This is a genomic window from Microbacterium esteraromaticum, from assembly GCF_028747645.1.
Taxonomy (GTDB): domain Bacteria; phylum Actinomycetota; class Actinomycetes; order Actinomycetales; family Microbacteriaceae; genus Microbacterium; species Microbacterium esteraromaticum_C.
On record NZ_CP118100.1, the window covers coordinates 1,310,276 to 1,333,290 of the forward strand.

The following is a 23,015-nucleotide window of genomic DNA, read 5'->3' on the forward strand; positions in this document are numbered from 1 at the left end:
GACGGTAGGTGCTGCACCGCTCGCCGTACAGGAATGTTGCGCTGTCTTACCTCACCCGCTGCGCCGGGAACCCGTCGGATCGTTGCGGTGGCCTGACCCGCTCACATCAGGATCGGCGAACATCCACCGCGGTCGCGGCTCGATGAGCGGGCGGAACAGTCTGCGCACCGGCTTCGAGGCCAGCACGAACGTCGTCGCCACCGACAGCAGAGTCACGGCCGGCAGCCAGAACCAGGTGGGGTCGAGACCGCGCAGCACGCCCGACTCGCGGAACGGGTACAGCACGAACGAGTGCAGCAGGTAGACGTACATCGTGTACTGGCCCAGCGTCGTCCACCACTGGCCGCGGCGCGGGATCAGCACGAAGAACGCTGCGCTGAGCACGATCGCCAACGTCATGACCACGAGCCGCACGCCGCCGGCCCACCAGGTCAGTCCGCCGGTGAGCTCCGCGTAGGAGTCGTCGTAGAAGAACCACTGCCGCAGATCGACCGCATGCCAGACGTCGACCCAGTTCCACACCACGAACGACCAGGCGGCGAGCACGGCGACCGCTCCCGCGCGCAGCCACCACGGCCGGTAGTCGATCAGCTGGAACCGTTGCACGATGTCGTGTTCGCTGAGCCACCAGCCGAGGGTGAAGAAGAACAGTAGCCCGAGGGTGCGCGAGAGCGAGAACGTGCTGTCGACGTTGCTCATGTAGCCGACGCCGATCGAGATCGCGAGTGCCCACACCAGCGGCCAGCGCAGTAGGGCGAGGTAGGGGAGCACCAGCCGGAAGATCCCCAGTGCGAGCAGGAACCACAGGGTCCATGACGGCTGGGTGAGGTTGGGGTCGGCCTGGCCTTCGACGAGCCATTTGGTAAGCATCCACAGCATCTCGAAGATGACGTAGGGGACGAGGATGTCCGTGATCACGCGTGCCATCTGCCGCCGGTTGGGGCTGATGGACTTCGAGAAGTACCCCGAGATGATCGCGAACGCCGGCATGTGGAACGCGTAGATCACCAGGTACAGCGATTCCGCGATCTCGGAGTCGTAGGTCAACCGCTGGATGCCATGCCCCAGGACGACCAGGATCACGCACGCGAACCTGGCGTTGTCCCAGAACGGGACGCGGCGGCGCGGGCGGGGGATGGCTCCCGTCGTGGTGGCGGGAGGGTGTTGCTCGGCACTGCTCATTCGGAGAGGGTATCGGTCGGACATGGGGAATAGGTTTGCGCGTGCGGCGTTGCATCAATTACATTCACTTGAATAGAACGGATGCTGTCGGCATCCGGAGCGGAGAGAAATGAACGAGCAGGGCCAGATCCAGTTCGGTGTCATGTCGGTCAGCGACATCACGCAGGACCCGACCACGGGCGTCACGCCCAGCGAGCGCGAGCGCATTCAGGCGACGGTCACCATGGCCAAGCACGCCGAGGAGGTCGGACTCGACGTCTTCGCCATCGGCGAGCACCACAACCCGCCGTTCTGGTCGTCGAGCCCGACGACGACACTGGCCTACATCGCCGCGCAGACTCAACGCCTGGTGCTGTCGACGTCGACCACGCTGATCACGACCAACGACCCGGTCAAGATCGCCGAGGACTACGCGATGCTGCAGCACCTCTCCGGCGGTCGCACCGATCTCATGCTCGGCCGAGGAAACACCGGGCCGGTCTACCCATGGTTCGGTCAGGACATCCGCCAGGGACTGCCGCTGGCGATCGAGAACTACGCACTGCTGCGCCAGCTCTGGGAGCACGACGTCGTCGACTGGGAGGGCAAGTTCCGCACGCCCCTGCAGGGCTTCACCTCGACGCCGCGCCCGCTCGACGGTGTCGCACCGTTCGTCTGGCACGGTTCGATCCGCACACCGGAGATCGCCGAGCAGGCGGCGTACTACGGCGACGGCTTCTTCGCGAACAACATCTTCTGGCCCAAGGAGCACTACCAGCGCCTGATCGAGCTGTACCGTCAGCGCTACGCCCACTACGGCCACGGCACGCCCGAGCAGGCGATCGTCGGCATCGGAGGGCAGGTGTTCATGGCTGCGAACTCGCAGGATGCGGTCAAGACGTTCCGCCCGTACTTCGACAACGCCCCGGTGTACGGTCACGGTCCGTCGATGGAGGACTTCTCTGAGATGACTCCGCTGACGGTCGGTTCGCCGCAGCAGGTCATCGACCGCTACGCGGGCATGCGCGAGCACTACGGCGACTTCCAGCGTCAGCTGTTCCTGATCGATCACGCGGGTCTGCCGCTGAAGACGGTGCTCGAGCAGCTCGACATCCTCGGCTCCGAGGTCGTCCCGGTGCTGCGCAAGGAACTCGCGCAGAACCGACCGGCGAGCGTACCGGATGCCCCGACCCACGCGGCACGGGTCAAGGCAGTGTTCGGCGACGGACCCGGGCGCGAGGCCCGCCCCGGAGTCAACCGGGGCGACAACCTCACCGCGGGCGGTCCCTACCAGGACACCCCGTTGCGCACCGGCTCCGCCTTCGGTAGCGCCGCGACCCGGACGGGGGCCTGACATGAGCGAGCGTCGTATCGCCGTGGTCTCGGCGGGCCTGTCGAACCCCTCCTCGACGCGGATGCTGGCAGATCGGCTCGCGGCGAGTACCCTCGGCGCGCTCGCCGACCGTGGCATCGACGCGAAGGTCGACGTGATCGAACTGCGCGATCTCGCGCACGACATCACCAACAATCTTTTGACCGGCTTCGCCCCGGCACCGCTGGAGGAAGCGATCAACCGCGTCGTGTCGGCGGATGCCCTGATCGCCGTGACTCCGATCTTCTCGACGAGCTACAGCGGACTGTTCAAATCGTTCATCGACGTGATCGATCCGGACGCACTGACCGGCAAGCCCGTGCTGATCGGCGCCAATGCGGGAACCGCCCGGCACTCCTTGGCGATCGACTATGCGATCCGCCCGCTGTTCACGTATCTGCACGCCGAGCCGGTCAGCACGGGGGTCTTCGCGGCCTCCAGCGACTGGGGAGCATCGGCCGACGAGGTGGCTCCGCTCGGCGCCAGAGTCGAGCGCGGAGCGAAAGAACTGGCCGACGCCATTGCACAGCGGGAAGCCACAGTGCACACCGATCCGTTCGACCCGGCGAGCTACCTCGGGGAGGGACGCTCGTTCGGCCACCTGCTGGGTGGCCTGTCGGGCGAGTGAACGCAAACGGGCCGGGTGGCCCTCAGGTCACCCGGCCCGTTGCATGCGTCGCGGCGGTCAGCCCTCCAGACCCGTTTCGAACGATTCCACTCCGAAGCCGTTCTGCACGTCCAGCGCCGCGCCGGCCTCTCGCTGGGCGTCCTGGTACGCCTGTTCCTCACGCAGGATCTCCTGCTCGTCCTGCGTGTCGTCGGGCTCGGCCGGCTTGCGATCGATCATGATGTGCTCCCGTTGCGATCGGTTCAGCCGCTCTTGCGGCGGAACTCGCGCTTCATCTGCGGGGCGTGGGTCGCGTGCACGGCGGAGTCGCCGTCCAGGTGAGCCTCACCATCGCGATGGTGCGCGTTCTTCTTGTCGAGTGCTTCCTTGAACTTGCGCTTCATCTCCTCAGCGGAGTCGGCGCCTTCTTCGGTGCTCATGCCCGTCAGCCTAAGCCACTGCGACCGCTCATGGTCAGGTCTCTTGACTGCCGCGTCCAGACCGTTGCGGAACGACCACGTGCCCATGCGGTGACCGCCGATCCAACATCCGGTCAACATCCGGTGCATCCGCTCGTTTCCGGCGTGCGCGACACGCTGCGCGCGCCATCCTGATCTCGTGAGAGTCGCGATCGTGACGGAGTCCTTCCTGCCGCACATGAACGGAGTCACCGGATCTGTGCTGCAGATCCTGACGCACCTCGAGCGAAACGGCCACGAGGCGCAGGTGCTGGCACCGGCAGCAGCAGGCATGCCGGCTGCCGCGCACGGTGCGCCCGTGCACGCGCTTCCGAGCCTGCCCCTGCCGGGGTATCGTGACGTGCGCGTGGCCACGGCCTCGGGCCACCGGGTCGAGAACGCGTTGCGGCGCTTCCGACCCGACGTCATCCACCTCGCATCCCCATTCGCGCTCGGCTGGCATGGCGCGCTCGCCGCAGACCGCCTCGGAATCGGGGCCGTGGCGGCATATCAGACCGACATCTCGGCCTACACGCAGCGGTACGGCGTTCCCCTGACCACCGGTGCAGCCGTCGCGCGGATCGCGCGACTTCACCGTCGCGCGACGCTGAACCTCGCACCCTCTGAGGAGTCCGCGCGCCAGCTGCAGTCCTGGGGCGTGGACCGCGTGCGACGCTGGGGCCGGGGCGTGGATGCCGAGAGGTTCCACCCTGCACGGCGCAGCATCGCCATGCGCGCCGAATGGGGCGCGGGCGTCGCGATCGGCTACGTCGGGCGTCTCGCGCCGGAGAAACAGGTCGAGGACCTCGCCGTGCTGCAGGATATCCCCGGCGCCCGATTGATCATCATCGGAGACGGCCCCAGTCGAGGGCGCCTGCAGGCACTGATGCCGAACGCGTTGTTCCTCGGGCATCTGAGCGGCGAAGCGCTCGCGGCGGCGATGGCCTCCCTCGACGTTTTCGTGCACCCCGGCGAGAGCGAGACCTTCGGACAGACGCTGCAGGAGGCGCACGCCAGCGGCGTCCCCGTCGTCGCAACCGGCCGCGGCGGTCCACTCGATCTGGTGCGTCCTGGGATCGACGGATGGCTGTACACACCCGGCGACGTGAACGACCTGCGTTCCCGCGTCGGCGCGCTCGTCGCGGATGCAGGACGGCGCCGTGCCTACGGGGCGGCCGGCCACGACGCGGTCCAGTCACGAAGCTGGGCGAGTGTGTGCGATACGTTGATCGGCTACTTCGACGAGGCACGGTCACTCCGCCGGATCGATGCTGCCTCTCGGGTGCGCCGCTCGATCCGCCCGGAGCCATCGGCGCCGCCTGCCCGGCACCGCCCCCGGCGCTACGTCGCCCTGGGTGACTCGCTCACCGAGGGGCTGTGCGACCCCGCCCCGGACGGCACGCTCCGCGGGTGGGCCGATCGCCTCGCCCTGCTGCTGGCGGGTTCAGGAGAGCTGCGTTATGCGAATCTCGCGGTGCGTTCCCGACGCGTCAGGGATGTCTGCGGACCTCAGCTCGATCGCGCTGTCGAACTCCGACCCGACCTGGTGTCGATCCTCATCGGCGCGAACGACCTCGTCGGCGCCCGCCCCGACATCGTCGCGCTCGCCGCGGAGGTCGAGAGGGCAGTGCGGCGTCTGCGTGAGACCGGTGCCGACGTGCTCCTGGTCACCCCGTTCCTGCCGCGCCGGTGGGCCGCCTCGATCTTCGCGCATCGGTTCGCTCAGTTCTCCAGCGAACTCGCCCGGGTGGCGGAGCGCACCGGTGCCGTGCTGTTGGACTCCGACCTGCACCCATCGCTGCCCGAGCGGCCGAACTGGGGCGACGATCTGGTGCATCTGAGCAGTCGCGGGCATCGCTTTCTGGCCTATCGAGCCGGCGAACTGCTCGGGGTTCCCTTCGCGGATGAGCTGGGAGCGCTCGACGCCGTCCTGCATGCCGATGAGGTACTCAGTCGGGGGCTGTGGTGGCGCCGGCACGCACTGCCGTGGCTGTGGCGCCGCATGCGCGGACGCACCGCAGGCGACGGCCTCGCTGCGAAGCACTCGGGGTACGTGCGGGTGGGACGGTCAGCCGTCTCGCACGATGTCCACAGCCGCTGACGTTCAGCGGCGCCCCATGCCGTAGTACGTCCACCCGGCGTCCCGCCACGCGGCCGCATCGAGGCAGTTGCGGCCGTCGACGATGATCCGACCCGTCACCAATTCTGCGGCGTGCTGGGGTGACATCTCGCGCCGGTACTCGTCCCATTCGGTCACCACGACGACGGCGTCAGCATCGCGAAGCGCCTCGTCGCGTTCCACCCGGTAGTTCAGCTGCGGGTGCGCGGTAGCGGCGTTGTCGAGCGCGGCGGGGTCGGTGACGACCACATCCGCGCCCAGCCCCCGCAACCGCACAGCGACGTCGAGAGCGGGGGAGTCGCGGATGTCGTCACTGAAGGGCTTGAATGCGGCGCCGAGCACGGCGATGCGCCGGCCCACCACCTGGCCGTCGAGCGCGTCGACCACCAACTGCACGGCCCGGTCGCGGCGCCGCAGGTTGATCGCGTCGACCTCGCGCAGGAATCCGACGGCCGAGCCGCGCCCAAGCTCCTCGGCCCGGGCGGCGAAGGCGCGGATGTCCTTGGGCAGGCAACCGCCGCCGAATCCGATGCCCGACCCCAGATAGCGGCGCCCGATGCGGGTGTCGTGTCCAAGAGCATCCGCGAGCAGGGTCACATCCGCACCCGAGGCTTCGGCGATCTCGGCCATCGCGTTGATGAATGAGATCTTCGTCGCGAGGAAGGCATTCGCGGCGCCCTTCACGAGTTCTGCCGTGGCGAGATCGGTGACGAGAAAGGGCGTGCCTGCCTCCGTCGAGACCCGGTACACGTCGCGGAGCAGGTCGACGGCGCGTCGCCCCGCCTGGTCGTCGGTCGCGCCGACCACGATGCGATCCGGCGTGATCGTGTCGTGCACCGCCCATCCCTCGCGCAGGAACTCAGGATTCCACACGACCGTCGCGCCGGTGCCCGCGACGCGTTCTGCGAGACGGGCGGCCGTCCCGACCGGCACGGTGGACTTGCCCGCGAGAACACCGCCGGGGCGCAGATACGGCAGCAGTGCGTCTATGGCGGCGTCGACGTAGCGCAGATCCGCGGCATCCGCGTTCGGCGCCTGAGGGGTCCCGACGGCGAGGAAGTGCACGGCGGCATCAGCGGCATCCGCCATCGACGTGCTGAAGCGCAGGCGTCCCGCCTCCAGGCCGGCCCGCAGCAGCTCCGTCAGCTGCGGTTCGTAGAACGGTGCGACTCCTGCGCTGAGCGTTTCGACGCGCTCGCGGTCGACGTCGATGCCGATGACGTCGTGTCCGAGCGACGCCATCGCCGCCGCGTGCACAGCACCCAAGTACCCACAACCGATCACCGACATGCGCATCAGGCCACCACAGCGGACAGCCTTCTCCGATCCGCGTCCGTCGGGTGAACGCGTCATGGCCGATGCATGTCAGGACGGTGGGGGCAGGGGCGGTTTGTGCGAGCGACGCGGGCGGGGAAGGCCTGCGCTGATAGGATCATTGCGGTCGCCTTCTGTCGACCGCACAATCGAACATCGATTCACGGAGCGATCGGCGCAGAAGCTGGTCCCCTGTGGTGGGTTCCTCGGCACGCCGAGTGATCGTCCACTGGTGGCCAGCGCACAGGCGAGATTCGCGGGATGCCCGCGCGCCTGTATCCGCCCGCATCCGCTTCTTCGCGAGAACTCGCGCGCCACACGGGCGTGCGAGCCTAAACAAAGAAGGAGAGACCTCTTGGAAGGTCCTGAAATCACTGCTGCTGAAGCCGTTCTCGACAACGGCCGCTTCGGCACCCGCACCGTCCGCTTCGAGACCGGCCGCCTTGCACAGCAGGCCCAGGGATCGGTCGCGGCCTACCTCGACGACGAGACCATGCTCCTGTCGGCCACCAGCGCGGGCAAGCACCCGCGTGAGGGCTTCGACTTCTTCCCTCTGACGGTCGACGTCGAGGAGCGCTCGTACGCCGCCGGAAAGATCCCGGGCTCGTTCTTCCGCCGCGAGGGGCGCCCCTCGACCGAGGCGATCCTCGTCTGCCGTCTGATTGACCGTCCGCTGCGCCCGTCGTTCGTCGACGGTCTGCGCAACGAGGTCCAGATCGTCATCACCGTGCTGTCGATCGCGCCCGGTGAGTACTACGACGCGCTGGCCATCAACGCGGCCTCCGCATCCACCCAGATCTCGGGCCTGCCGTTCTCGGGCCCGATCGCCGGTGTGCGCCTCGCGTTCATCCCCGGCGAGGGTGAGCACGCCGACCAGTGGGTCGCGTTCCCCAACGCCGAGCAGGTCAACCAGGCCGTCTTCGACCTCGTCGTCGCGGGCCGCGTCGTCACCAAGGCCGACGGCACCGAGGACGTCGCGATCATGATGGTCGAGGCCGAGGCCACCGAGAACAGCTGGAACCTGATCAAGGCCGGTGCCACCAAGCCCAGCGAGGACATCGTCGCCCAGGGCCTCGAGGCTGCCAAGCCGTTCCTGACCCAGCTGGTGAAGGCTCAGCAGGAGATGGCCGCGACCGCGTCGAAGGAACCCGGCGTCTACCCGGTCTTCCCCGCGTACAGCGACGAGGTCTACGACTTCGTCTCGTCGCGCGCCTTCGCCGAGCTCAGCGACGTCTACCAGATCGCCGACAAGCTCGAGCGTCAGAACGCTGACGACGTGGTCAAGGACCGCGTCAAGGCCGAGCTGATCGCCGCAGTCGAGGCGGGCGAGCTGCCCGCTGGTGCCCCGCTGGAGTTCTCGGCGGTGTACAAGTCCGTCACCAAGAAGATCGTCCGCGGACGCATCCTCTCCGAGAACGTCCGCATGGATGGTCGCGGTCTCGCCGACATCCGCCCGCTCGATGCCGAGGTGCAGGTCATCCCGCGCGTGCACGGATCGGCGATCTTCCAGCGTGGCGAGACCCAGATCATGGGTGTCACCACGCTGAACATGCTCAAGATGGAGCAGCAGATCGACTCGCTGTCGCCCACCACGAGCAAGCGCTACATGCACCACTACAACTTCCCGCCCTACTCGACCGGTGAGACCGGCCGTGTCGGGTCGCCGAAGCGTCGCGAGATCGGGCACGGCTTCCTCGCCGAGCGCGCACTCGTGCCGGTGCTGCCCAGCCGCGAGGAGTTCCCCTACGCGATCCGTCAGGTCTCCGAGGCACTCGGATCCAACGGTTCGACGTCGATGGGCTCGGTGTGCGCCTCGACCCTGTCGCTGCTGAACGCCGGTGTGCCGCTGCGCGCGGCCGTCGCCGGTATCGCGATGGGTCTGGTCACCGATGAGGTCGACGGTGAGACCCGCTACGCGGCGCTCACCGACATCCTGGGTGCCGAGGACGCGCTGGGCGACATGGACTTCAAGGTCGCCGGTACCAGCGAGTTCATCACCGCGATCCAGCTCGACACCAAGCTCGACGGCATCCCCTCGTCGGTTCTCGCCGGCGCGCTGACGCAGGCGCGCGACGCGCGTCTGACGATCCTCGGCGTGCTCAACGCCGCCATCGACGTCCCTGACGAGATGGCACCGACGGCTCCGCGCGTGATCAGCGTGCAGATCCCCGTCGACAAGATCGGTGAGCTGATCGGCCCGAAGGGCAAGACGATCAACGCGATCCAGGATGAGACCGGCGCGCAGATCTCCATCGAGGAGGACGGCACCGTCTACATCGGCGCGACCGACGGCCCGTCGGCGGAGGCCGCCCGCGCCCAGGTCAACGCGATCGCCAACCCCACCAACCCGGAGGTCGGCGAGCAGTTCCTCGGCACCGTCGTGAAGATCGCCTCGTTCGGCGCCTTCATCTCGCTGCTGCCCGGCAAGGACGGCCTGCTGCACGTCACCGAGGTGCGTAAGCTCGCCGGCGGCAAGCGCGTCGAGAACGTCGACGACGTGCTCTCGGTCGGCCAGAAGCTGCTGGTGCGCATCACCAAGATCGACGACCGCGGCAAGCTGTCGCTGGAGCCGGTGCTGGAAGAGGCCGCCGCCGAGGGCGAAGCCGCAGCGGAGACCGCCGAGGCGTGATCCCATGGATGCCGGGTCACCGGCATCCGACTTCTGACAGCGACCCGGTGCCCGTGAGTGATCACGGGCCCCGGGTCGCTGTCGTATCCGATGTGATCGGATCGTTACGCAAAGATCGGACGCCGGACCGTCGCAGCGCGCGTCCGCTGTCGTCTACTCCCTTACGCTCGAGGTACGCACCGGGGGGTGTGGTGGACCGGATCGAAGATCCGCGGGGGTGAGACCATGAGGCTATTCGGCGTAGGCACCGCTGAACCCCAGGAGCGCGCAGAGACCGCGGCGTCGGAGCATCCGTCGGCACCGATTCCCATCGTCGGCCCGGGAGTGGGAGAGGGCATCCGCGTCCCGCTCGGCGAGTCCGAGCTCACGGTATTCCCGCTCATGCTCGGCGCCGCCGAGTTCGGGTGGAACGTCGATCTGCCTACCAGCCACGGAATCCTCGACCGCTACGTCGAGTTCGGCGGCAACGCGATCCACACCGCGGACGGCTTCTCGGCGGGACGCAGCGAGCACATCGTCGGTCAGTGGCTCCGGGCGCGCGGACAGCGGGAACGGGTCGTGCTGGCAGCCCGCGTCGGATCGCACCCCGACAACCCCGGTCTCGGATCGGTGAACCTCGTCCGTGCCGTGGAGGCATCGCTGACCCGCCTGGGCACCGATCGCATCGACGTGCTGTACCTCGATGCGAGTCTCGACGCCACGACGCATCTCGAAGACACTCTCGCCACGGTCGAGTGGTTGCGTGAGGCCGGCAAGATCAACGCGGTCGGCAGTTTCGGGTTCACGCCGGAGCGGCTTGTCGAGGCACGCATCCTGGCGTCCGCGGGGTATCCGCGCGTCGAGGTGCTCGATGAGCCCTACAACCTCGTGCGGCGCACCGGCTTCGAAGGCGACCTTCGTTTGGTCGCGGCCGCGCAGGGACTCGCCGTGACGCCCTCACACGCGCTTGAGCACGGCTTCCTCTCCGGCCAGCACCGCAGCCGGTCGCGGGTGTCGGGCGTGCGTGGCGAACAGATGCGGGCGCACCTCAATCGCCGGGGCATCCGCGTGCTGCGCGTGCTCGACCGCATCGCCGATGAGACCTCGGTGCCGGTTGCGGCGGTGTCCATCGCCTGGCTGCTCGCGCAGCGCACCATCGTCGCACCCATCGTGAACACCTTCTCGCCTCAGCAGATCGAAGAGCTCATGCAGGGGGCAGGAATCACCTTGGTGCGGTCGCAGCTTGCCGATCTCGCCCACGCGAGCGACTGACTATGCTGGAAGCTCCCTCCAGAGCGGGGGATGGAGTGAGCAGGCAGTGACGCATTACATATATCTGGTCAGACACGGTGAGCATCAGGACGCCGAGCACGGCGTAGACGACGGACCCCTCTCTCCGAGAGGACAACGACAGGCCGAGCTCATCGCGGACCGCCTCTCCGGACTCCCGCTCGACGCGATCTGGCATTCGCCGCTCCTGCGGGCCGCCGAGACCGCCCGCAGCGTCGCCGAACGTCTTCCGTCGGTCGACCCCCAACCGTCGGCATTGTTGTTCGACTGCGTGCCGAGCGGGATGGAAGAGGACACACCGGCCGCGTACGAGTCGTTCTTCGGGTCGGTCAGTGACGCTGAGATCGAGGCGGGCTCCGCGCAGATGGCGGATGCCGTCGGCGAGTTCCTGCGACGCCGCAACGGTGAGGTGCACGAGGTGCTCATCACGCACAACTTCGTGATCGCCTGGTTCGTGCGCGAGGTGCTCGGCGCTCCCGACTGGCGGTGGATGACACTCAACCAGGCTCACGCCGGGCTGACCGTCATTGCACAGAAGCAGGGGCGCCCCTGGACACTGCTGAGCCACAACGACCTCGGTCACCTGCCGATGGAGCTGCGCACCGGCCTGCCCGACGCGCCGCTGGTCTGACACGCGGGGCGTCACCCCTCTGCGGCGAATCTAGACTGGGTGCATGACCACTCAGGTTGCCCTCGTCGGCGGTACAGGCAGGCTCGGACGCATCATCAACGAGGTGATCGACGGACTCGACGGCTTCGAGGTGCGCAACGTGCTCGGCTCGACCAGCGAGATGAGCGAACTCGACGGTGCTGATCTCGTGGTCGACGCGTCCACACCCGCCGTCAGCGTCGATGTCGTGCGTGGCGCCATCGATCGCGGCATCAACGTGCTGGTGGGTACCTCCGGCTGGTCGCAGGAGCGCATCGCGCTGGTGCGACCGCTGGTGGCGGCCTCCGGAACGGGAATCCTCTTCATTCCCAACTTCTCGCTCGGCTCGGCGCTCGGCTCGGCACTCGCGGCGGCAGCCGCCCCGTTCTTCGCCTCGGCCGAGATCATCGAAGCGCACCATGACCGCAAGATCGACTCACCCAGCGGCACGGCCGTGCGCACCGCTGAGCTGATGGCGGATGCCCGCGAGGCGCAGGGGCCGTTCCAGGCGCCTCATGTCGATCAGCGTGCGCGGGGACAGCAGGTCGCCGGCGTCCCGGTGCACTCGCTGCGACGCCCCGGTGTGATCGCACGTCAGGAGACGATCCTGTCGGGCGCGGGGGAGTCGTTGTCGATCGTGCACGACACGGTGGACTCTGCGGCGGCGTACGCGCCTGGCATCCGACTGGCGGTGCCGTTCGCGCGCGACGTGCGCGGCATCGTCGTCGGTCTCGAGAACGTCATCGACATCGGCGTCGGGCCGCGCTCATGACCTCGCGTGTCGGCGTCAGCGTCATGGGTGGCGCGCTGCTGCTGTACATCTTGGCGACCGTGTGGCTCGCGGTGATGTTCTTCGCCGTCGGTACGCCGGTCGCCATTGGAATGGGCATCGCACTGATCGTGCTCGCACCGATCGGGGCGTGGGCGCTGATCCGCGAACTGCTCTTCGGCTTCGCTGCCGATCGACTCGGGCGCACGCTTGACGCCGAGGGAGGCATGCCCGAGGCACCCGACGAGCTCATGCCGAGCGGACGGCTACGGCGCGAGGACGTCGAACCCCTGGTCGCGCAGTACTCTGAGGCGGTCGACGCCGCACCGCAGGATTGGCGCCGGCATTACCGCCTGGGCGTCGTCTTCGACGCTGCGGGGCAACGCAAAGACGCCAGGGCGAGCATCCGTGAGGCCATCCGGCTCTCACGGGCCCGCGCCTGACGTCTCAGACGGGCCGGATCTCAGGCCAGGCTGGCCTCGAGCGTGATCTCGATGCCGGCGAGTGCCTGCGACACCGGGCATCCGGCCTTGGCGTCATCGGCGATCTCCTGGAACCGCTCCGGCGTGATGCCCGGCACGGTCGCGTTGACGTTGAGGTGGCTGCCGGTGATGCCGGTGCCCGGCTTGAAGGTCACCGAGGCCGATGTGTTCACCCGCTCGGGCGGCGTGCCGTTCTGCGCCAGCATGTTCGAGAAGGCCATGCTGAAGCACGAGGCGTGCGCCGCGGCGATCAGCTCTTCGGGCGTCGTGGTGGTGTCCGAGCCCTCGGACCGTGCCTTCCAGTCGATCGGGAACGTGCCGAGCTTGGACGACGAGAACGCGACTGTTCCCGACCCCTCGATGAGGGAACCGGTCCAGGTGGTGGTGGCTTCGCTGGTGATGGGCATGGTTCCTCCGCAGGTCGCATCTCGCGAGCGCCGGGTGTCGGCGTCGTCCCGCCAGCCTACTCAGCCGAGAGGAACGTCGATACGGCTACGCCGTGCTGCGGCCGAACAGCCCGGCGCGCCGCAGAAGAAGGTACATCTGGCATCCGAGGCAGTAGCCGAACGCGGCGTTGAGGAACGCCGCGAAGAAGGCGGCGGCCGCGGCGATCGGCAGGGCTCCCGGCACACCCAGCGCGTGCAGCGCGAGACCGATGCCGACCACGACGAGTCCGACACCCTGCGCGAAGCGCGGCGGGCGGGGATCTTCCAGCTCCGTCGGCGGCGCGAGTCGAGGCCGCACGAGAACGCGGAACAGCACGCTCCATGGATGGGTTCGCGGCGAAACCACGCCCCACACGAAGAGCACCGCGATGGCGATGAGAAGCGCGAATGCGGCATCCGCGCCGGTGAGTCCGAGCAGCACCGCGAGCAGCAGCAGCAACGAAGTGACGGATGCCGCGAACCGCGGACCACGGGGATCTATGCCGACCGGGGTGTTCATCATGCCTCCTGCAGCATGGGCAGACCGCCCAGCGCGTTCTCGATGTCGGAGCGGTGCGGAACGCCGTTGAACCGGGCCCGCACGGTGCCATCGCCATCCACGACCAGCAGGGTCGGGGTCTGCAGTACCCGGTACTTCGTTGCCAGGTCGGTGCGGTGGGTCAGGTCGATGTCGACGTGCGCGACCCCGTCGAGTCCGTCGGCCACGCCGCCGAGCATCCGGCGCACCTGCGGGCAGCGCGCGCACATCTCGGTGCTGAACTGCACGAGTGTGGCGCGGGCGCCGAGAACGCCGGCATCCGCGGCGTCCACCCGCTCGCCGTGGGCGTCGCGACGGCGACCGTCGCGGGCGCGCCACACCAGGCCGGCGGCGACGGCGGTCGCGACGAGGGCGACGACAACGATCAGGGCGGAGGAGAGGGGCACGCGACGAGGGTACGTCCCGAAGGTGGGAATCGGGCCGGATGTGACGCCGGATGACGGCGACGGATGCCGGAGCGAAAGGTATCGTTGCAGTCATGAGTGCTGTCCCCACGCCGTACGAAGATCTGCTCCGCGACGTGCTCGAGAACGGCACGCACAAGGACGACCGCACCGGTACCGGCACGACGAGCGTCTTCGGACGTCAGATTCGTTTCGACCTGTCGCAGGGCTTTCCGCTGATCACCACCAAGCGCGTGCACTTCAAGTCGATCGCGTACGAACTGCTGTGGTTCCTGCGGGGCGACTCGAACGTGCGGTGGCTGCAGCAGAACGGCGTGACGATCTGGGACGAGTGGGCGGATGCCGACGGAGATCTCGGCCCGGTCTACGGCGTGCAATGGCGGTCGTGGCCGACGCCGGACGGCGGCAGCATCGACCAGCTCTCGCAGGTGATCGAGCAGATCAAGGCGTCGCCCGATTCAAGGCGCCTGATCGTCTCGGCCTGGAACCCGGCCGATATCCCCGATATGGCGCTCGCCCCCTGCCACGCACTGTTCCAGTTCTACGTGGCCGACGGCAAGCTCTCGTGCCAGTTGTACCAGCGCAGCGCCGACCTTTTCCTCGGAGTGCCGTTCAACATCGCCTCCTATGCGCTGCTGACGCTGATGGTCGCGCAGCAGACCGGCCTGCAACCCGGTGACTTCGTGTGGACCGGCGGCGACTGTCACATCTACGACAACCACGTCGACCAGGTGCGCGAGCAGCTCAGCCGCGATGCCTACCCGTATCCGACGTTGCGGATCACCCGCACGCCGGCGTCGATCCTCGACTACGTCTATGAGGACTTCTCGGTCGACGACTATCAGCACCACCCGGCGATCCGGGCGGCGGTGGCCGTATGAGCGCCGCTACCGTCGTTCCCTGGGTGGGGCTGATCTGGGCCGAGGCGAACGGGGGAGTCATCGGTGCCGCGGGTGGTATGCCCTGGCACGTGCCCGAGGATCTCGCGCACTTCAAGCGCACGACCCTCGGCGACCCGGTCGTCATGGGACGCAAGACGTGGGACTCACTTCCCGAGCGCTTCCGCCCGCTGCCCGGCCGCGAGAACGTCGTCATCACCCGCCAGCAGGGATGGAGCGCAGAAGGCGCCCGCCGGGCGGCCACCGTGCACGACGCGTTGCGCGGCCTCGAACGCGCATGGGTCATCGGTGGATCCGAGATCTTCCGCCAGCTGATCGGGCAGGCCGATCGGCTGGAGGTCACGGAACTCGACCTCGACGTCGACGGCGATGCGTTCGCGCCCGCGCGCACCGGCTGGCGTCTGGTCGACGAGGGGGAGTGGCAGACGTCGAGCACCGGCATCCGCTATCGCTTCCTGGGATACGAGCGCTGATGCCCACCGCACTCATCACCGGCGCCAGCGCGGGCCTCGGCGCGGAGTTCGCCCGCCAACTGGCCGCCCGGCGCGCCGACCTCGTGCTCGTCGCCCGCAGCACCGAGGCGCTCGACAGCCTGGCGGAGCAGCTGCGCGATGATCACGGCGTCGCCGTCGAGGTGATCACCGCCGACCTGGCGAGTGAGGACGACATCACTCGCGTCGCCGACCGTATCGCGGATGCCGGGCAGCCGATCGATCTGTTGATCAACAACGCGGGCTTCGGACTGCCGCTGCAGTTCGCCGACAACGACATCGACGACGAGGTGCGTCACCTGCGCGTGCACGTGGAAGCCTCGATGCGGCTGATGCACGCGGCCATCCGCGCGATGCGCGGCCGCGGCGGACGCATCATCAACGTCTCCTCGGTCGCCGGCTTCATCTCGCGCTCCACCTACTCGGCCTGCAAGTCATGGCTGATCGGCTTCAGCCGGTGGGCGAATGCCGAGTATGCGCGTGACGGCGTCACGGTGACCGCAGTGTGTCCCGGCTTCACACACACGACATTCCACGAGCGGATGGGGCTGGCCCCGGGGCACGAGGGTATCCCGTCGATCCTGTGGCTCAACGCCTCCGACGTCGTCCGCGAGGCGCTGCGCGACGCGGCACGGGGCACGGCGGTGTCGATCCCGTCCTGGCGGTACAAGGCGATCGTCGCTCTCAGCAAGGTGCTACCGCCGTCGCTCACATCGGGCGTGGCGCGCCGAGGCCGGGTGTGACGGGCATCCGACGGGTGCCGAGCACGACCTGCGAAACGCTACGCTGAGAGGATGACGCACACCGACAATCCCTTCGGACAGGTTCTTGTCGCGCTGGTCACACCGATGACCGCCGACGGCGAGGTCGACTGGCCCGCCGTCGAGAAGCACATGGACCGTGTGATCTCCGACGGGGCCGACGGCATCGTCGTCACCGGCACCACCGGTGAGACCTCGACTCTCACCGACCCCGAGAAGATCCGTCTCGTCGAGGTCGGCAAGGACGTCTCCGCGGGCCGCGCCAAGATCATCACCGGCGGTGGGTCGAACGAGACCGCGCACGCCATCGAGCTGTACCGCGCCAGCGAGAAGGCCGGCGCCGACGGCATCATGATCGTCACCCCGTACTACAACAAGCCGACACAGGCGGGCATCCTGACGCACTTCCGTCTCGTCGCCGATGCCACCGACCTGCCGGTGATCCTCTACGACATCCCGGGTCGCACCGGCGTGCCGATCAAGTACGAGACCATCCTCCGGCTGGCCAAGCACCCCAACATCCTCGCCGTCAAGGACGCCAAGGGCGACTTCTCCGAAGTGAGCCGTGTGCTCAACCAGACCGACCTGATGTACTTCTCCGGCGATGACGCGAACGTCCTCCCGCACCTGGCCATCGGTGCGACCGGGCTGATCGGCGTCACGGCGAACATCACCTCGGCGCCCTACCGCACCATCGTCGACGCGGTCAACCGTGGCGACCTCGCCACGGCGACGGCCGAGCACCGCCGCCTGGAGCCCCTCGTGCGCGCCACCATGACGCACGTGCCCGGAACCGTCTCGGCCAAGTACATCCTGCACGGGCTCGGCCGCATCGGCAGCCCGCGCGTGCGTCTGCCTCTGGTGGGACCGGAGGAGTGGGAAGCCGCCATCATCGAGGACGAGCTCGCGCTGGTGAAGGACGTACCGGGCGCCGACTTCTCGAACTTCCGCCCCGACCGCAACGCTGCGGCCGGCGGCGCGCTGCCCAAGGTGCCAGGCACCACACGATGAGCGCTGCCATGCGCTGACACGTCAAGACCGGACACGAGGTGTCCGACGGAGGAGACATCCATGTCCATTCCCCTCGCCGATCCCGAACCGCTCGCACAGGGCACGCTCCGCGTCACCCCGCTGGGCGGCCTGGGCGAAGTCGGCCGCAACATGACCACGTTCGAGTTCGACGGCAAGATCCTGATCGTCGACTGTGGCGTGCTCTTCCCCGAGGAGTACCAGCCGGGTGTCGACCTGATCCTGCCCGACTTCGAGCCCATCAAGGACCGCCTCGACGACATCGTCGGCGTGGTGCTGACGCACGGCCACGAAGACCACATCGGTGCCGTGCCGTACCTGCTGCGCCTGAAGCCCGACATCCCCCTGATCGGATCGGGACTGACCCTCGCACTGGTCGAGGCCAAGCTCAAGGAGCATCGCATCAAGCCCTTCACCTTCACGGTGAAGGAGGGGCAGCACGAGAAGGTGGGCCCGTTCGACCTCGAGTTCATCGCGGTCAACCACTCGATCCCGGATGCCCTCGCCGTCGCGATCCGCACACCGGCCGGTCTGGTGCTGGCCACCGGTGACTTCAAGATGGACCAGCTGCCGCTGGACGGCCGCATCACCGACCTGCGCGCTTTCGCGCGGCTCGGCGAAGAGGGAGTCGACCTGTTCCTGGTCGATTCGACCAACGCCGACGTGCCCGGCTTCACGCCCACCGAGCGTTCGATCGGGCCCGTGCTCGACCAGGTGATCGGCAAGGCGCCGCGCCGGGTCATCGTGGCCAGCTTCTCGAGCCACGTGCACCGTGTGCAGCAGGTCATCGACGCCGCCCACGCGCACGGCCGGCGGGTGGCGTTCCTCGGCCGCAGCATGGTGCGCAACATGACCATCGCCGAGCAGCTCGGGTATCTGCAGGTGCCCAAGGGGCTCCTGATCGACTACAAGAAGGCGCGCGACCTCCCCGAGGACCAGATCGTCTACATGTCGACCGGTTCGCAGGGTGAGCCGATGGCCGTGCTCAGTCGGATGGCGAACCTCGACCACGCGATCGAGCCCGGCGAGGGCGACACCGTCATCCTCGCGTCGAGTCTCATCCCCGGCAACGAGAACGCGGTCTACCGGGTCATCGACGGCCTGACCAAGCTTGGCGCGAACGTCGTTCACAAGGCCAACGCCAAGGTACACGTCTCAGGTCACGCGGCGGCCGGCGAGCTGATCTACTGCTACAACATCCTGCGTCCGAAGAACGTCCTCCCGGTGCACGGCGAGTATCGCCACCTCATCGCCAACGCCAAGCTGGCGCAAGACACCGGCATCCCCGAGGAGCGCACGATCATCGCCGGGAACGGGACGATCATCGACCTGCGCGACGGTGAGGCACGCGTCGCGGGCCAGCTCGACATCGGCTTCGTCTACGTCGACGGATCGACCGTCGGCGGCATCACGGATGCCGACCTCAAGGACCGCCGCATCCTCGGTGAGGAGGGCTTCGTCTCGGTGATCGTCGTGGTCGACTCCTCGACCGGTCGGATCATCTCGGGGCCCGAGATCCACGCCCGCGGTGTCGCGGAGGACGACGCGGTGTTCGACGACATCACGCCGAAGATCGTCGCGGCGCTGAAGGAGGCCGCCGGCAACGGCGTGCGCGACAACCACGCGCTCTCGCAGATCATCCGACGCACCATCGGTCGCTGGGTGAACCAGAAGCTGCGTCGTCGTCCGATGATCGTTCCGCTGGTGATCGAGGCTTGACGACCCCGCGGAAACCGCGCAAGGCCGCGTCATTGCGGCCCGATGTCGGCGCTCGGCCGTAGCCTGGATCCCATGGCCAGGAGCACTACCAAGTCCGAGCGCGCGTCTGGGGGCGCCTCGTCGTCGCGCCCGAAACGGCAGACGACGTCTCGGTCGACCGCGAAGGCCGCACCGGCGCCGAAGAAGTACGTCGATGAGGTCGACAGACCGCCGCTCGCCGTGCGCATGTGGCTTGGCCTCGCGCACGGCGTCGGCGGTCTCTTCCGCGCGTTCGGACCTGAGAACCTTGAGAAGGATCAGCGTCGCGACGGTTTCCCGTTCCTGCTCGTGCTGTTGGCGTGCATGGGCGCCGTGGTGGAGTGGTTCTTCATCGGCAACGAGGTCGCCGCGCAGATCTCCGCCTACAGCTTTGGCTTGATGGTGGGGCGCACGGCGTTCTTCATGCCGGTGCTGCTGGTGCTCCTGGCGGGCTGGCTGTTCCGGCATCCTCCGTCAGTGCACGACAACGGACGTATTGGCATCGGCTTCGGCACACTCGTCCTGTCGATCGCGGGCATCTGCCACGTCGCGTCCGGCGCCGCAGACGGCAGCCGTCCGCAACCGCGTGACGGAATGCCGGCGCTGAGCGAGGCCGGCGGGCTGTTCGGCTGGCTGCTGGGCGAGCCATTGGCGTTCCTGACGCCCGTGGTCGCCTACATCGTGCTTGCACTGCTCATGGTGCTCAGCATCCTGATCCTCACGAAGACTCCGCCGAACCGCATCGGCGAGCGGTTGGGTGACCTGTACGCCTGGATGTTCGGCGCCGAGCGCCCCATGCGCGCACCGGCGGTCGATGAGGCACCGCAGGACGCGGAGCCCAACGACGATTCGCTCCCGTGGTGGCGGCGCAACAAGACCGGCCGCGAGGAAGACCCCGACGACGGTGTCGACTCGCAGGCGATCACCGCGCTGTTCGATGAACCGAGCGACAGCAACGCGGCCTACGAGCAGGCCGTCATTGTCGACGAGACGCCGCAGCCGGATCCGCACGACGCGGCCACCGAGGTGCTCACCGATCTCAGCGCGCTCACCGGGCAGCTGGGTGAGCAGGGTGCCACTGCACTGCTCGACGATGACGGAGACACCGGTGAGCTGCCCGGCATGGATGGTTTCGGCACGGCCGGCCCCGGCGCGTCCGCGCCGCAGCCGCCGGCGGCCCCGTACGTGCTCCCGTCCCCGTCCGCGCTGAAGGTCGGCCCGCCGCCCGTGGTGCGTTCGGACGCCACAGACCGCACGATCGAGCAGATCACGAGCGTGCTGACGCAGTTCAAGGTGGATGCCAAGGTCACGGGCTTCTCGCGCGGCCCGACGGTCACGCAGTACGAGATCGAGGTCGGGCACGGCGTCAAGGTCGAGAAGATCACGCAGCTCAGCAACAACTTCGCCTATGCGGTGGCGTCCAACGACGTGCGCATCCTGTCGCCCATTCCGGGGAAGAGCGCGATCGGTATCGAGATCCCCAACGTCGACAAAGAGACCGTCGCCCTGGGTGACGTGCTCCGGTCGTCGGCCGCGCAGAAGAGCACGCATCCGCTCACGATCGGCGTCGGCAAGGATGTCGGCGGCAACATCGTCGTCGCCAACCTCGCGAAGATGCCGCACCTGCTCGTGGCAGGTTCCACGGGCTCCGGTAAGTCGAGCTTCGTCAACTCGATGATCACGAGCCTGCTGATGCGGGCTCGCCCGGCCGACGTGCGCATGGTGCTGATCGACCCGAAACGCGTCGAGTTGACCAGCTACGCGGGTGTTCCGCATCTGATCACACCCATCATCACCAACCCCAAGAAGGCGGCTGAGGCGCTGCAGTGGGTCGTGAAAGAGATGGACATGCGCTACGACGACCTGGCGTCGTTCGGGTTCCGCCACATCGACGACTTCAACAAGGCCGTCCGTGCCGGTGAGGTCGAGGTCCCCGTCGGCAGCGAGCGCGTGCTCAAGCCCTACCCGTATCTGCTGGTCGTCGTCGATGAGCTCGCCGACCTGATGATGGTCGCGCCGCGAGACGTCGAGGACTCGATCGTCCGTATCACGCAGCTCGCACGTGCATCGGGCATCCACCTGGTTCTTGCCACGCAGCGACCCAGCGTCGACGTAGTCACCGGATTGATCAAGGCGAACGTGCCATCGCGACTGGCCTTCGCGGTCACCAGCGTGACCGATAGCCGCGTGATTCTCGACGCCCCGGGCGCTGACAAGCTGATCGGTCAGGGTGACGCCCTGTTCTCGCCGATGGGTTCGTCCAAGCCGTTCCGTCTGCAGGGCGCGTGGGTCGATGAGAGCGAGATCTCGTCGGTCGTCAAGCACGTGACGCAACAGGCGCGGCCCGAGTACCGGCCCGACGTGCAGGAGTCCGCGGAGGCGAAGAAGAAAGAGGTCGACGAGGACATCGGCGACGATCTCGAGCTGTTGCTGGCCGCCGCCGAGCTCATCGTGTCATCGCAGTTCGGATCGACGTCGATGCTGCAACGCAAGCTGCGGGTCGGATTCGCGAAGGCGGGACGGTTGATGGACCTGCTCGAATCGCGCGAAATCGTCGGCCCCTCCGAGGGCTCGAAGGCGCGCGACGTTCTGGTCACCTCCGAGCAGCTGCCCGCGGTGATCGCCAAGCTGCGCGGCGACGACGTACCGTCCGCACCCGCGGCGGCCGAGACTCCTGCCGCTCCGATCGATCCGATTGAGCAGCAGTTCGAAGGGCTCCCCGTAGTGGAGAGCGAAGACGACGGCGACGAAGACGCCTGGGGATTGACAGGACGCGACTGATGAGCATTCCACGACAGCTTCCCAACGCGATCACCATCGCGCGGATCCCTCTGGCGATCGTCTTCTTCGTGATGCTGCTCGTCGCCGGTACCTTCGGCGAAGATGACATCGTGATGCGCTGGATCGCAGGCGCGTTGTTCGTGATCGCGATCTCGACCGACTGGGTCGATGGCTATCTCGCCCGCAAGTACGACATCGTGAGCGACTTCGGCAAGTTGTGGGACCCGATCGCCGACAAGTTGCTCACCGGCGCGGGATTTCTGGGCCTCGCCATCCTCGGCGAGGTGGGCTGGTGGCTCGTGATCATCATCCTGGTCCGGGAATGGGCGATCACCGTTCACCGATTCGTGATCGTGCACGAGCATGTCGTCGCCGCGGCATGGATGGGCAAGATCAAGACCGCGGTGCAGGGCGTGGCGCTGAGTTGGGCGCTGCTGCCGTTGCACACGGTGATCGGCATGGAGCCGTGGGTCGTCGTGACACAGGTGCTGATGGTGGTGGCCCTAGTGCTCACCGTGGCCAGCGGGATCGACTACGTGGTGGCGCAGGTGCGGGGAAGCCGCCGGAGATGACGGTCGCCGCCGAACTGCTGACTCTCTTGGCGGAGCGCGGGTGGCGACTAGGCGTCGCTGAGTCGCTGACCGGCGGCGCCGTCTCGGCGGAGCTCGTGACGGTACCTGGAGCATCTGCGGTGCTCAACGGAGCGGTCGTGGCGTACGCCACACCGGTCAAGCAGACGCTTCTCGGGGTGGATGCGAAACTGCTGGAGCAGCACGGGCCGGTGCACCCCGAGGTGGCGGAGCAGATGGCCGACGGGGTGCGTCGCGCCGTCGCCGTCGACGCACGAGCCACTGAGGTGGGGGTGAGCACCACCGGCATCGCGGGCCCCGACTCGCCCGACGGTCAGCCCGTCGGGACCGTGCATGTGGGCGTCGTCACGCCTGTCGTTCGTCTGGTGCGCTCGTTCGTGTTCGCGGGGGATCGGTCACAGATCCGTACCCAGGCGCGGGATGCCGTCCTGGCCGCCGCGCTGGAGGCGGTGCGGGAATAGCACGGCTCGTTGTGGGGTTCCACGTGATGTGCGCAACACACGACACGAC

23 protein-coding genes are annotated in these 23,015 nt (G+C 67.8%); 16 read left to right on the forward strand and 7 right to left on the reverse strand.

The window, feature by feature from the left end:
* Positions 1 to 51: 51 nt before the first annotated feature.
* Positions 52 to 1,182: an acyltransferase family protein gene (locus tag PTQ19_RS05950; RefSeq protein WP_274368806.1), complete on the reverse strand. Its 1,131-nt coding sequence runs from the start codon at positions 1,180 to 1,182 to the stop codon at positions 52 to 54.
* Positions 1,183 to 1,291: 109 nt separating this feature from the next.
* On the opposite strand from PTQ19_RS05950, the gene PTQ19_RS05955 reads away from it, so the two are divergent.
* Positions 1,292 to 2,515, forward strand: coding sequence for an LLM class flavin-dependent oxidoreductase (locus PTQ19_RS05955; RefSeq protein ID WP_274368807.1), 1,224 nt, complete (start codon positions 1,292 to 1,294; stop codon positions 2,513 to 2,515).
* Between the two features lies 1 nt (position 2,516).
* Positions 2,517 to 3,161: an FMN reductase gene (locus PTQ19_RS05960; protein WP_274368808.1), complete on the forward strand. Its 645-nt coding sequence runs from the start codon at positions 2,517 to 2,519 to the stop codon at positions 3,159 to 3,161.
* A 57-nt stretch (positions 3,162 to 3,218) separates the two neighbouring features.
* Here the strand turns inward: PTQ19_RS05960 and PTQ19_RS05965 are convergent, their stop codons facing one another.
* The gene (locus tag PTQ19_RS05965; RefSeq protein WP_179411108.1) at positions 3,219 to 3,380 is read right to left on the reverse strand and encodes a hypothetical protein; all 162 of its coding nucleotides are present in this window, start codon (positions 3,378 to 3,380) and stop codon (positions 3,219 to 3,221) included.
* Between the two features lie 23 nt (positions 3,381 to 3,403).
* The gene (locus PTQ19_RS05970) at positions 3,404 to 3,580 is read right to left on the reverse strand and encodes a DUF5302 domain-containing protein (RefSeq protein ID WP_179411107.1); all 177 of its coding nucleotides are present in this window, start codon (positions 3,578 to 3,580) and stop codon (positions 3,404 to 3,406) included.
* A 193-nt stretch (positions 3,581 to 3,773) separates the two neighbouring features.
* Between PTQ19_RS05970 and PTQ19_RS05975 the strand changes: the two genes are divergently transcribed.
* Entirely contained in the window at positions 3,774 to 5,699 is a 1,926-nt protein-coding gene (locus PTQ19_RS05975; RefSeq protein WP_274368809.1) for a GDSL-type esterase/lipase family protein, read from the forward strand.
* Between the two features lie 3 nt (positions 5,700 to 5,702).
* On the opposite strand, the gene PTQ19_RS05980 is transcribed toward PTQ19_RS05975, so the two are convergent.
* On the reverse strand, positions 5,703 to 7,013 hold the full coding sequence (locus PTQ19_RS05980; RefSeq protein WP_274369039.1) for a UDP-glucose dehydrogenase family protein: 1,311 nt from the start codon (positions 7,011 to 7,013) through the stop codon (positions 5,703 to 5,705).
* Between the two features lie 373 nt (positions 7,014 to 7,386).
* Here PTQ19_RS05980 and PTQ19_RS05985 point away from each other — a divergent pair, with 373 nt between their 5' ends.
* The 5 genes from PTQ19_RS05985 to PTQ19_RS06005 all read left to right on the forward strand — a co-directional run bounded on the left by PTQ19_RS05985 (position 7,387) and on the right by PTQ19_RS06005 (position 12,790).
* Positions 7,387 to 9,660, forward strand: coding sequence for a polyribonucleotide nucleotidyltransferase (locus tag PTQ19_RS05985; RefSeq protein ID WP_274368810.1), 2,274 nt, complete (start codon positions 7,387 to 7,389; stop codon positions 9,658 to 9,660).
* 225 nt (positions 9,661 to 9,885) lie between these two features.
* Positions 9,886 to 10,911, forward strand: a complete 1,026-nt coding sequence (locus PTQ19_RS05990) for an aldo/keto reductase (protein WP_274368811.1) — start codon at positions 9,886 to 9,888, stop codon at positions 10,909 to 10,911.
* A gap of 46 nt (positions 10,912 to 10,957) precedes the next feature.
* Complete coding sequence (locus PTQ19_RS05995) at positions 10,958 to 11,560, forward strand: histidine phosphatase family protein (protein WP_224817663.1); 603 nt, start codon at positions 10,958 to 10,960, stop codon at positions 11,558 to 11,560.
* A gap of 43 nt (positions 11,561 to 11,603) precedes the next feature.
* The gene (gene dapB / locus PTQ19_RS06000) at positions 11,604 to 12,350 is read left to right on the forward strand and encodes a 4-hydroxy-tetrahydrodipicolinate reductase (RefSeq protein ID WP_179411102.1); all 747 of its coding nucleotides are present in this window, start codon (positions 11,604 to 11,606) and stop codon (positions 12,348 to 12,350) included.
* Positions 12,347 to 12,790 carry a hypothetical protein gene (locus tag PTQ19_RS06005; protein WP_179411101.1) on the forward strand — a complete coding sequence of 148 codons (444 nt, stop codon included), beginning with the start codon at positions 12,347 to 12,349 and terminating at the stop codon, positions 12,788 to 12,790. The genes dapB and PTQ19_RS06005 overlap by 4 nt, the downstream gene beginning before the upstream one ends.
* 20 nt (positions 12,791 to 12,810) lie before the next feature.
* Here the strand turns inward: PTQ19_RS06005 and PTQ19_RS06010 are convergent, their stop codons facing one another.
* The 3 genes from PTQ19_RS06010 to PTQ19_RS06020 all read right to left on the reverse strand — a co-directional run bounded on the left by PTQ19_RS06010 (position 12,811) and on the right by PTQ19_RS06020 (position 14,199).
* On the reverse strand, positions 12,811 to 13,236 hold the full coding sequence (locus PTQ19_RS06010) for an OsmC family peroxiredoxin (RefSeq protein WP_224817665.1): 426 nt from the start codon (positions 13,234 to 13,236) through the stop codon (positions 12,811 to 12,813).
* Between the two features lie 85 nt (positions 13,237 to 13,321).
* Positions 13,322 to 13,774, reverse strand: coding sequence for a DUF4395 domain-containing protein (locus PTQ19_RS06015; protein WP_274368812.1), 453 nt, complete (start codon positions 13,772 to 13,774; stop codon positions 13,322 to 13,324).
* Positions 13,774 to 14,199 carry a thioredoxin family protein gene (locus PTQ19_RS06020; protein ID WP_274368813.1) on the reverse strand — a complete coding sequence of 142 codons (426 nt, stop codon included), beginning with the start codon at positions 14,197 to 14,199 and terminating at the stop codon, positions 13,774 to 13,776. Before PTQ19_RS06020 ends, PTQ19_RS06015 begins: the two co-directional genes overlap by 1 nt.
* 92 nt (positions 14,200 to 14,291) lie before the next feature.
* Between PTQ19_RS06020 and PTQ19_RS06025 the strand changes: the two genes are divergently transcribed.
* The 8 genes from PTQ19_RS06025 to PTQ19_RS06060 all read left to right on the forward strand — a co-directional run bounded on the left by PTQ19_RS06025 (position 14,292) and on the right by PTQ19_RS06060 (position 22,966).
* Entirely contained in the window at positions 14,292 to 15,098 is an 807-nt protein-coding gene (locus PTQ19_RS06025; RefSeq protein WP_206550032.1) for a thymidylate synthase, read from the forward strand.
* Positions 15,095 to 15,589 carry a dihydrofolate reductase gene (locus PTQ19_RS06030; protein ID WP_224817667.1) on the forward strand — a complete coding sequence of 165 codons (495 nt, stop codon included), beginning with the start codon at positions 15,095 to 15,097 and terminating at the stop codon, positions 15,587 to 15,589. The genes PTQ19_RS06025 and PTQ19_RS06030 overlap by 4 nt, the downstream gene beginning before the upstream one ends.
* Complete coding sequence (locus tag PTQ19_RS06035) at positions 15,589 to 16,350, forward strand: SDR family NAD(P)-dependent oxidoreductase (RefSeq protein WP_274368814.1); 762 nt, start codon at positions 15,589 to 15,591, stop codon at positions 16,348 to 16,350. The genes PTQ19_RS06030 and PTQ19_RS06035 overlap by 1 nt, the downstream gene beginning before the upstream one ends.
* Before the next feature lie 51 nt (positions 16,351 to 16,401).
* Positions 16,402 to 17,379: a 4-hydroxy-tetrahydrodipicolinate synthase gene (gene dapA / locus PTQ19_RS06040; RefSeq protein ID WP_179411095.1), complete on the forward strand. Its 978-nt coding sequence runs from the start codon at positions 16,402 to 16,404 to the stop codon at positions 17,377 to 17,379.
* 60 nt (positions 17,380 to 17,439) lie between these two features.
* Positions 17,440 to 19,116, forward strand: coding sequence for a ribonuclease J (locus PTQ19_RS06045; RefSeq protein ID WP_274368815.1), 1,677 nt, complete (start codon positions 17,440 to 17,442; stop codon positions 19,114 to 19,116).
* A gap of 72 nt (positions 19,117 to 19,188) precedes the next feature.
* The gene (locus PTQ19_RS06050) at positions 19,189 to 21,915 is read left to right on the forward strand and encodes an FtsK/SpoIIIE family DNA translocase (RefSeq protein WP_274368816.1); all 2,727 of its coding nucleotides are present in this window, start codon (positions 19,189 to 19,191) and stop codon (positions 21,913 to 21,915) included.
* Positions 21,915 to 22,487, forward strand: a complete 573-nt coding sequence (gene pgsA / locus PTQ19_RS06055) for a CDP-diacylglycerol--glycerol-3-phosphate 3-phosphatidyltransferase (RefSeq protein WP_274368817.1) — start codon at positions 21,915 to 21,917, stop codon at positions 22,485 to 22,487. The genes PTQ19_RS06050 and pgsA overlap by 1 nt, the downstream gene beginning before the upstream one ends.
* On the forward strand, positions 22,484 to 22,966 hold the full coding sequence (locus PTQ19_RS06060) for a CinA family protein (protein ID WP_274368818.1): 483 nt from the start codon (positions 22,484 to 22,486) through the stop codon (positions 22,964 to 22,966). The genes pgsA and PTQ19_RS06060 overlap by 4 nt, the downstream gene beginning before the upstream one ends.
* Positions 22,967 to 23,015 lie beyond the last annotated feature (49 nt).